General features: G+C 56.3%; 5 protein-coding genes and 1 pseudogene. All 6 read left to right on the forward strand.

Going from position 1 to position 9,802, the window contains the following annotated elements; all coding sequences use genetic code 11:
• The first annotated feature begins 358 nt into the window (after positions 1-358).
• Positions 359-640: an LYR motif-containing protein gene (locus tag XF30_RS11750; protein WP_244608928.1), complete on the forward strand. Its 282-nt coding sequence runs from the start codon at positions 359-361 to the stop codon at positions 638-640.
• Between the two features lie 11 nt (positions 641-651).
• Positions 652-980, forward strand: a pseudogene (locus XF30_RS11755) (hypothetical protein); the annotation flags it as partial.
• A gap of 2,293 nt (positions 981-3,273) precedes the next feature.
• Positions 3,274-3,495, forward strand: coding sequence for a hypothetical protein (locus XF30_RS11775; protein WP_109142790.1), 222 nt, complete (start codon positions 3,274-3,276; stop codon positions 3,493-3,495).
• 816 nt (positions 3,496-4,311) lie between these two features.
• Positions 4,312-5,415 carry a nodulation protein NoeE gene (gene noeE / locus XF30_RS11780; protein ID WP_283811134.1) on the forward strand — a complete coding sequence of 368 codons (1,104 nt, stop codon included), beginning with the start codon at positions 4,312-4,314 and terminating at the stop codon, positions 5,413-5,415.
• 276 nt (positions 5,416-5,691) lie between these two features.
• On the forward strand, positions 5,692-6,591 hold the full coding sequence (gene cysD, locus XF30_RS11785; RefSeq protein ID WP_109142791.1) for a sulfate adenylyltransferase subunit CysD: 900 nt from the start codon (positions 5,692-5,694) through the stop codon (positions 6,589-6,591).
• A complete protein-coding gene (gene cysN, locus XF30_RS11790; protein WP_109142792.1) occupies positions 6,591-8,474 on the forward strand; it encodes a sulfate adenylyltransferase subunit CysN in 1,884 nt (627 codons plus the stop codon). Before cysD ends, cysN begins: the two co-directional genes overlap by 1 nt.
• Positions 8,475-9,802 lie beyond the last annotated feature (1,328 nt).

Consider the following 9,802-nt stretch of genomic DNA (forward strand, 5'->3'; position numbering starts at 1 on the left):
AAGATCACCTCTATCAGGACACAGCCGCCGCAGCATTGATGCGGGTCAAAAGCTTCGTCCGTCCGGGGAGTGCTTGAGCTCAAGCGGCCGCCACGTGCCGCAGACGCCCCCGTTGGCAGTGGACATGTTCGAACTCGCGCGCCAGCCAGGGCCTCGCACTCTCTGCAACAGGCCAACGCGTTGATTTGAGGCGCAACTAACGCTGCATGGGCTACGGCAGCATTGAGCACCGCGCTGTTACATCTGGATGTATGTTCGGAGGATCAGACAGACCTCTCGGGGCCTGCTTGAGGCAGATCAAATACTCTCGGTGCGAATGGCAGAATAGTGGTCAAGCGAACCACGGGAAGAGAGGGGCATGCCTTCATTTAATGTTCGGTTTATTAAGACCGTTTGTGACGATACCGGCGGCGAGCACCGTGCGTGCCAGGCAGCATTCAAGGTCGATGCCACCTCCCTGAGTGCTGCTGCTCAGCAGGCCGAGACTGAGTTTTGCAAGCAAAAGCGTGTCCGCGATTGGACAATCTTCGCCGATGTGTTGGAGCTTCGAACCCCACCTGCCTTAGCTAATCCGTCCACATCAGCCTTTCGAGCATCCAGCAAGGATGGCATGAGTAAGCAAGGGTTTCGCGCTTCCTGAGTGTTCCACGGAAGCGCGACATCTTCAGCACCGACCAAGGCTCGTAGTTCACCGGCGCGACGTTTACCGGCGCGCTCGCCAGTCATGGCATCGCCATCAGCATGGACGGCTTGTTTGCCCGTCGCGACAACGTGTTCGGCGAGCATGCCTATGAGACTGTGTCCTACGCGCGTGTCTCGATCAGACGATACCTCGCCTGATACAATGGCCGGCTCCGCCTTCGAGCCTTGGCGGCGCTCCGGATCAAGCTCACTTCCGGCCGCTGCCATTCCGTGCAGTAGCTTTACTATGGCAGACGCTCCACTTACACAATCATCGGCAGTCGGTCTACGAAACCTGAAGGCACGGCCAATACGGGTAAGCGTGACTTTACATTCGTACGACGAGTGGTCGAGATTGAAGGAAGTCGTGGTGGGTACGGCCACCAATCATGCGGCTCGGATCGCGAACTCTCTTGCGATCTATTCCTACATATCAATCTTAACCTTCGCTCGGAGTGGTATTATCCGCGTTCTCTCGTCGACGGCAGCAGGTACGTAAGCTGGCGCACCGGTCCGCCACCGGATCAAGGACGCTATCTCGACGAACTGAACGAGGACGTCGAAGGAATTGTGGACACGTTGTTGGGAGCTTAATGTGATCGTGCATCGACCGATGAGCCTTCTGCTGGTGCGGTCTCGTGCGGTCTCCGATTATTTGCCAGAAGCAATGCGCAAGTGATAGTCGCGCCCGAACCATTCAAAAATAATTCCTCAGCTTACGACGATGACGACTTGCTTTTGTCCAGTCTCTACATAAATATCAACGTCCTTTCGGTCTCTCCTGAGGTTCGTTTTAGTCAACGACGCCGGCCCCGAACTGGCCCGGATCCTTGAACACAATCGCATTCCGATCGTCCGGCTCGTCACCGCCATAGGTGGATCTTTGCCGGGGGAATTGCTTTACTGTCGACACATTCCGTTAAGACGGGTCGGAGATTACTTCAACTAGTACCGGAGGCGGCGGCTCCTAAGGCCATTGCTTTGGGAGCCTGATAGCGGCGAGGGTGTCCTTGCTAGGACTTGTCAAGGTTATGCTGCATCAACTAGTTGCCAGAACCCAAAAAACTGCAGCGTAGGCTCCGCAGAGCCGCAAAGTAGCTGAGTAAAATTAAATGTACTCTCGCCACGTTTCAGGTCGACGATTGTCGAGTGCGCCTCTCAGCGGACCGTAAGTTGGGACGTGAACACGCTCACATCTGCGGCACCATCGTGCCCGTGACGGTCTTGATGTATCAGGATGGGAGCATTCCAATGTTATTTGATCGTCCAGTAACTTTAAGGGAGACTGTTGCGTCGATGCCACCAAACCGATGAACGGCCGACCTACGCTCGTGCGACAAGAGATAGCACATGTTCGACATCTATTTGAACCGAAGACACGATGTTTTGGTCGTCCCGACAGGCTTTGGGATCCCGGCGGGATTGGACGGCAATTGGAAGAGAAAGAAGCGGGCGGTTCGTTCCGTGAGCGACGTCATTCGTCAAGATGTACAACGGCGTGGTTACCATCGACGTCGTTTGATCTCGTACCGGTCCAAGGCGGCAGTTGAGACCTCGTCACACTCCTAGTCGACGCAGCTATCTCATGCTGAACCGTTCTTCGGAAGCCTCGGGCAGGATGTGGCCGATGCCGTCGAAAACGTTGCATAGAGCGACCAGAGCAGGCGGGCGTCGCGTATTGGGCTTAAGGAGCAAGCTTTGCTTTTGAAAGCGGGGCGCGCCTCTGGAGCTTACCTCAAAATAGGTGTTATGAGGCTCTCCTTGAGTCAATGGCGTGCGCGTGAGTTTTCACGTCTATACTGAAGATACTTACCGGCTAGCCGCACGGTCGGGCGAGCATCGAAGTCGTTAAGCAGCATTGGGTATCCGTATAGCAGCGGCCCGGAGTGGTCGGCTCATATGAAGCGCATCGCAGGCCGCGCGCCCCAACTCGGTATTTTCGGCCAAAGCTGATACGGGGGGCCGGATGCTGGATCCTCACCGAGGAGGGAAGGGAATATCTTGAGACGGTCGAACACTTAGTTCGGTGTACTATGCAGGCGCAGGTTGAGCGAGAGACCGCGTAACAGTCGAAAGCTGAGCAACCGCCCCCTCGATTTCGCAGCTGGGAACGAACGCGGGCAGAAAGTGCCCTACGGCAAGCGATTGAGCCCACGTAAACCGCTACCGGGCGACGGCCAGCCGCTCAACCCTGTGCTGATCGTGACCTACTCAACTAGATCTTGAAGTCCACATTTCGAAACAGTGGCTTTGTAATGGGTATTGCGAAATTGTTTAACGCGGCTAGGGATATTGGCTTGATTTAAACCTGAGGGATCGGGAACCTGGCCTCTTCATGCACATCAGCGTGGTCGAGACGGTCGGCTAAACTGATCTCGCGGTTGGCTTCCTCGTTCCAGAGTGTGTCGGTTGCTTAGCTGCGAATAGAAGGGAATCGATTGGAACGTTCTCAGAGCGCGGGCTGTATATGAAGTTTACAGTTCCACAGATGTACTAGCCCAGACGACTCGCGTTTGGAAAGTATGACCAAGTTATGCCTGGCGCCACTCCTATCATATTGTCTGTTTTTGCGGTCGTCGTGCCGTGAAAACTATGCTACAAGCCGCTCCTCTCAAAGGAGCATTCATCGTGAAGAAAGCAACCAAGAAACGCGTTAAGCGGCGCGAATGGACGCGGGCAGATATCAAGGAGCTCAAAGTCCATTCCAAGGCCCGAACCCCGGTCATAAAAATAGCAAAGATGACCAAACGCAGCGTCGGTGCGCTCCGCCAGAAGGCCTTGCATCTTGGAATCGGACTCGGACATCAGCGGTAGTTTTGAGCAGCGCTAGTACTAGCGCGGTAGGGCGGCTCCCTGGGCCGCCCTCAGGACCCATAGTAATTTTGTCGGAAATTAGCTTTGCGGATCCGCGCCGAGATGGTGTCTGGATGGTGTTTCAGTGTCGCGGTGGGAGCTCCAGCATCCTCTCATTATGATGGACTTTCTTAGACGCGGTCTCAACAGCTGTAACCAATCGGCAGTGAAGACATTGTTCTTGGTGATGGCCCTGTCGAGGATCTCCCACATGAACGGCCGATCCAGTGTGTTGACCGACCAACGGCGGCGCTTACTGGAGGTGGCGGCTGGATCGCTCCCGCGCTGAGAAGATTGCTGCGTCTTGCCGTGTGTGATGTCCGCGATATGGTCTGCTTCTTTGCAGCACTGCGCTCATATGCCCAAACTATTTGTATATGCCGAGCTTCAGGGAGGTGCATGCCGCAGTTACCTCTTTAATGGCCCAGCGCATGCATCTTCAATACGTAGCAACCTTCCACGGGCCGCGCGCGGTCTTTGGCAAACGTCCGTATAGTTCTTTTCAACCTTCCCATATTCCCAGCTAATCTTCGTGCAATTGAACTGTTGCTAGATTTCGTTTTATCGGTCGAACAATCGGGGAGGCGATTGCAGTTATCGTTCTGTGATCCCGCCCGATGGGACTGAACGGGTCCCAAGTCATGAGTGGGAGACAAAATTCTTGTCCTTTCGACTCTTTGTACGCAAGCGGGTGCCCCATGTGATCCGGCGGCCGCCTTCGTTTCGCCCAATCGAGCTAGCGCCGAGAGATGGCGCTTGCCAAGCACGAGTGTCTGAATGATGAGCGGACGTCTTGGTCGTTCACCTGAGGTGTGCTTTCTCCTTGGTCTTCCACGATCCGGGACCACACTGCTGGCACATTTGCTGCAGCTCCATCCAGACGTTGTGGCTCCGCCTGAACCCTGGTTGATGCTGGCGCTTGAAGCATTTGGCAAGGTGGATCGGCGCCATCCGGCGGGCAGCTCACTAATCGAGGCCGCGACCTCCGAATTCTTGGGACGGATAGATCGCACGATCGTTAGCCGCGCTTTCGCAGATGCAGCATACGATCAATATCTGGCAAAAGCGGGCAAGCGCATCATCATAGATAAGACACCACGCTATTGGACCGCGCTTGACTTTGTCGGATCCGTTTACCCGGAAGCGCCACGAATCCTTCTGATGCGCAATCCCTACGCGATCGCCGCTTCACTGAAATCGACCTGGGGCATCCCACTGCGGGCAGAAAGCGCGCAGCCGGTCAGCGTATCCAGTCTCGCTGATCTCATGCTTCGACTGCCCGATGGTATAATATCTTCACTGGCCGATTTGGTTTTGGGTCTTCCTAGGCTCGCCGCGCAACGTACTCGCGCGCAGACTCATTTCGTGCAATACGAACTGCTCGTGGCGCGCCCTGACGAGGAAGTCCAGCGTCTACTGACAGCGCTCGGCTGTGATCCAGGAGGCGTCGAATCGGCGAGCATGGGACGAGCAGATTATCTTCAATCCAGCAGCTTTGGAGACCGAAAAATCCTGGAACGAAACACCATCGACGAAAGCTCTGTCAAATCATGGCAATCTCAATTGAGCGTCGAAGAGATGCAAACCGTGACCGATCTGATCGGTGCCGAGCTTTTGGTAGAACTCGGATATGAGCAGGAACTGTTGCATGCCCAGAAAGCCGGAGTTCTGGACAGAGGACGGGAAGTAACCGAGCTCTATGGTCGGGTATTCCGAACCTGGTGGGATTTGCGAAGTGCCAAGGCGGGAGGACCGTCCAGCTTATCTCACGCTGGAGAGTCGGTCCACAATGCTTGGAATATTTCCGAGAACCGGGACGCGGCTATCGAAATGTTGCGAGGCGAGGTCGCGCGGCTTGAGCAGATCCTCAGGATCTCCTAAGGACTCTGAATGCTTGTGATCAAGCCTCGCTGGTTGATTTAGCCAAGATCCTTAACCGGCCACGCTGACCTCCCGATCAGGTGTGCCGCACGCGCCGGCGTACGTGCGGGCACAATGCGATATGCTGCCGCGTCCGAAGCTTGCTGTCGAACGGGGCTTGGCTTCATTGATGAGCCATGCGCCATGACCCGCCGTTTCGGCCGCGAATATTCCCCGCTCTAGGCTGGAGCCATAGAGCGGCGAAGAACAGAGATCCTGCACTGAAAATAGGATTACATGCTGCCGAAACATCTGCACCGTCTCGAAGCTGAATCGATTGAAATCATGCGTGATGTGGTCGCCGAGTTCGAAAGGCCCGTCATGCTTTACTCCATCGGAAAAGATTCAAGCGTTTTGCTACACCTTGCTATCAAGGCGTTCTATCCGGCAAAAATACCTTTCCCCCTGCTTCACGTCGATACGACCTGGAAGTTTCGCGAGATGATCAGCTTCCGAGACGCGACAGCCAGGCGGCTCGGCCTCGACCTGATTGTCCATGTCAACAAGGACGGCAGCGCGCGTGGGATCAATCCGATTGATTCCGGCTCCGCCCTCCATACCCAGGTCATGAAAACGGACGCGCTGAAACAGGCGCTCGACCTCCACGGGTTCGATGCCGCCCTTGGCGGAGCCCGGCGCGATGAGGAAAGGAGTCGCGCAAAAGAACGGATACTCTCCTTCCGTTCGGCCGGGCACGTATGGGACCCCCGTAACCAACGGCCGGAGCTCTGGAGCCTGTTCAACACACGGATTCGCCGGGGCGAGACCATGCGCGTGTTTGCGATGTCAAACTGGACCGAGCTCGATGTGTGGGAATACATCATGATCGAGAAAATTCCGGTCGTTCCGCTTTATTTCGCAAAACGAAGACCGATAGTGCATCGAAATGGTGCGATGATCATGGTTGACGACGAGCGATTTCCACTTAACTGCAATGAAACGCCGGAAATGCGGATGATCCGCTTTCGCACCCTTGGATGTTATCCTTTGAGCGGGGCTATTGAATCCGATGCGACGACCATCGAAGGTATCGTCGCAGAAATGCAGACCGCGACCGTGTCTGAGCGTCAGGGGCGTCTAATTGACACCGATGAAGCCGCTTCAATGGAGAAGAAGAAGCGGGAAGGCTACTTTTGATGTTTACAAAGCCGACAACGGAACCGGTTCCGGCACGGACGAAGGATCAGCTGCGATTCATCACATGTGGCTCGGTGGACGACGGCAAATCGACGCTGATCGGCCGATTACTGCACGACAGCAAGATGATCTACCACGATCAGATCACGGCGCTGGAACGCGACAGCATCAAGTACGGTAGCACCGGGGACAACATCGACTTCGCGCTGCTTGTGGACGGCCTCGAGGCCGAACGGGAGCAGGGCATTACGATCGATGTTGCCTACCGCTTCTTCACTACGCCGCGGCGCTCCTTCATGGTGGCCGACACCCCCGGCCACGAGCAGTATACCCGCAATATGGCTACCGGCGCCTCGCAAGCCCAGCTCGCTATTATCCTGACCGATGCCCGCAAAGGCGTGATGGTTCAGACGCGCCGCCACTCCTTTATCTGTGCGCTGCTCGGTATTCGTCATATCGTGCTGGCAGTGAACAAGATCGATCTTGTCGCATACGACAAGGAATGCTTCGATCGGATCGCGCGCGACTATATGGCCTTTGCCGCCGGTCTCGGCTTCACCTCGATCGTTCCAATTCCGATCTCGGCCCGATACGGCGACAACGTCGTAGACCGCTCCGCGCGTGCCGACTGGTATCGTGGTCCCTGCCTGCTTGAATATTTGGAGCGCATTGACATCCAATCCGGTACCGCAAGCCAGGCTTTCCGCTTTCCGGTACAATGGGTGAACCGACCAAATCCGGATTTTCGAGGCTATGCCGGGACGGTGGCTTCCGGGAGGATCTCGGCGGGGGATGAGGTCATTGTCGCCACGTCGGGACGGACCACGCGCGTCAAGCGGATCGTGACCCACGATGGCGACCTTGTCGGCGCCGAAGCCGGCGATGCGGTGACCATTACACTGGAAGACGAAATTGATATCGGCCGTGGCGACATCCTTTCCCGTCCGGATGATAAACCGAAGGTCGCCGACCAGTTCGCTGCTTATGTGATTTGGATGGACGAGGAGCCGCTCGCTCCCGGACGCAATTACGTCCTGCGGATCGGATCGCAGACGATTTCCGGCAGCATTACCGAAATTCGGCATCGGATCGACGTCAACACTTGTGAGCATCTGGCCGCCGGGATGGTTTCGTTGAACGAGATCGCGTTCTGTAATGTTGCGACCACAACGCCCGCAGTATTCGATGCTTACGACGTCAATCGGAAGACCGGATCATTCATCTTCATCGATCGTTACACCAATCGTACGGCCGGGGCAGGCATGATTGCCGCTCCGCTACGGCAGACCGCCAATATTGCTAGGCAAGCCCTATCCGTGGATAGGGGGGAGCGTGCCGCGCTCAAGAATCAGAAGCCTTGCGTCATTTGGTTTACCGGCCTGTCTGGCGCGGGAAAGTCGGCGATTGCGAATCTAGTTGATCAAAAGCTGTTCGCAATGTCGCGGCATACAATGCTGCTGGATGGCGACAACCTCCGACACGGACTAAGCGCCGATCTGGGCTTCTCGGAGGCGGACCGCGTGGAGAACATTCGGCGTGTCGGTGAAGTTGCCAAGTTGATGGCGGACAGCGGCTTGATTGTGATCTGCTCGTTCATTTCGCCCTCGAGAGCCGAACGGGACAGGGTGCGCATGCTGGTTGGCAAGGAAGAGTTCATAGAAGTCTTTGTCGATACGCCGATCGAGGAATGCGAGCGGCGAGATCCGAAAGGGCTGTACTCAAAGGCGAAATCAGGCAACATAAAGAACTTCACCGGAATCGACGCGTGCTACGAAGCACCAGAAACACCGGATATTCATCTCAGGACTATGGAGCAGAACCTAGAGCATTCAGCGAAAGCGGTAGTGGACGTCTTGATAGCGCGCTCAATTCTTGATGGTTAGATGTCCTCGCGCCACGTCAATTCGCACAATAGCCTGCTGGCGCGGCACAGGCGATCTGGCTCAGGCGGGTCCTGCGGTAAAACGTTTCGTTCGAAAGGAACACAATGGTCGCACCCACTCGTGTACTGCCAGCTTCCGGTTATGTGCTCGAAGTGGATGGCCAATTCAAAACCGAGTACGCAAGCAAAGATGGAGCATGGTCAGAAGCGGTGAAGCTCAAGAGACGCCGTCCCATGCTGCAGATCAAAATCTACGATGCGGTGAGAAAGGCCAGAGAGGAAGTCCGACTTCCTCTGGGTTGAGTGTTTGCTTGGCGCTCTTGTTGCGCGTGCGGCGAAGGACACGCCGAGCTGCCCTTCAAGCCGAGCCGGGGGCGCGAATCGGCTGGCTTCAATCTCCCACACGGTCCGAAGCTCGGGGCGCGATGTTCCGGGCTGGCTATCCGGCGAGCCTGGGCTTACTCCAGGTATATTGACCAATCTGAAGCGAGCATCGGTCGCGATCCATCCTGTCGTGGCCTATGGTAACGTCCGGCAAGCTTGCTTCCTTTTGGCCGCCGCTCGTAGGCGAACACCGTCGGCGTACGCCCAGTACCTTCGCATCGCGAGGCAACGCTGCCGCGAACATTAGCTATCCTGCGAAGGAGCTCCGTCGCGTGTTAGCGTCATGCTCCAGTCCGCCCTCCCATCGTTGCTTGCCATGAGGGCGGCAATTGACGCGGCAGAAAAGGAAAGGGAGCTCATCGCTGGCAGCGACAAAGAATGATCTCTCGATGAGCCGATCTGGTCAGCCATCGACGCGCTTGACCGCAATGTAGACGGCGTAGAACGCGAGTGCACATCAACGAGCGGGCATGCGGAGTAATCAAAGCGAGCAGAACGGATCGGAAGTGACTATCGTCGAACTAGAGTGCCTCATGGGCGAGGTACTAGCGATCACCGCTGATGATGCATGGCTCGCCAGCTCAGGCGTTTGGACCGCTGTAAATCACGGTACCTTGACCGCCGCCATGATCGCTCGGTGAGAGGTCCCGCGGCGAGCGACGTGTAGCGCGAACAATGGATGCAGCCGACCTAGCGATCGATTTGAGAGATGGACCCGCGTCGCCACTCATTTGAACGCGGGTCGACGCCTCCTAGCAAATCAGGACAATATGCTCTGTCGCACGGCCGCTCGCCGAAAGGTGTCGCACTGATCCTTGCTAAGCGGCCAGCATCCAGGATCGCTCGATCGCCATCAAGTTGAGGCTCGACTGCGGGCGGCAAAGTTCGCCCTATTCAAGCGAAAGGACCTGATAACAGCAAAGCGATGCAGGAGTGATCTTGGAG

Origin of the sequence: Bradyrhizobium sp. SUTN9-2 (assembly GCF_003122645.1) — a bacterium.
Taxonomy (GTDB): domain Bacteria; phylum Pseudomonadota; class Alphaproteobacteria; order Rhizobiales; family Xanthobacteraceae; genus Bradyrhizobium; species Bradyrhizobium yuanmingense.

What these genes read in the sequence shown, in the direction of transcription:
- noeE (WP_283811134.1), top strand. Translation starts at nt 4,312, where the DNA reads ATGATGAGCGGACGTCTTGGTCGTTCACCTGAGGTGTGCTTTCTCCTT.
- cysD (WP_109142791.1), top strand. Translation starts at nt 5,692, where the DNA reads ATGCTGCCGAAACATCTGCACCGTCTCGAAGCTGAATCGATTGAAATC.
- cysN (WP_109142792.1), top strand. Translation starts at nt 6,591, where the DNA reads ATGTTTACAAAGCCGACAACGGAACCGGTTCCGGCACGGACGAAGGAT.
- XF30_RS11750 (WP_244608928.1), top strand. Translation starts at nt 359, where the DNA reads ATGCCTTCATTTAATGTTCGGTTTATTAAGACCGTTTGTGACGATACC.
- XF30_RS11775 (WP_109142790.1), top strand. Translation starts at nt 3,274, where the DNA reads ATGCTACAAGCCGCTCCTCTCAAAGGAGCATTCATCGTGAAGAAAGCA.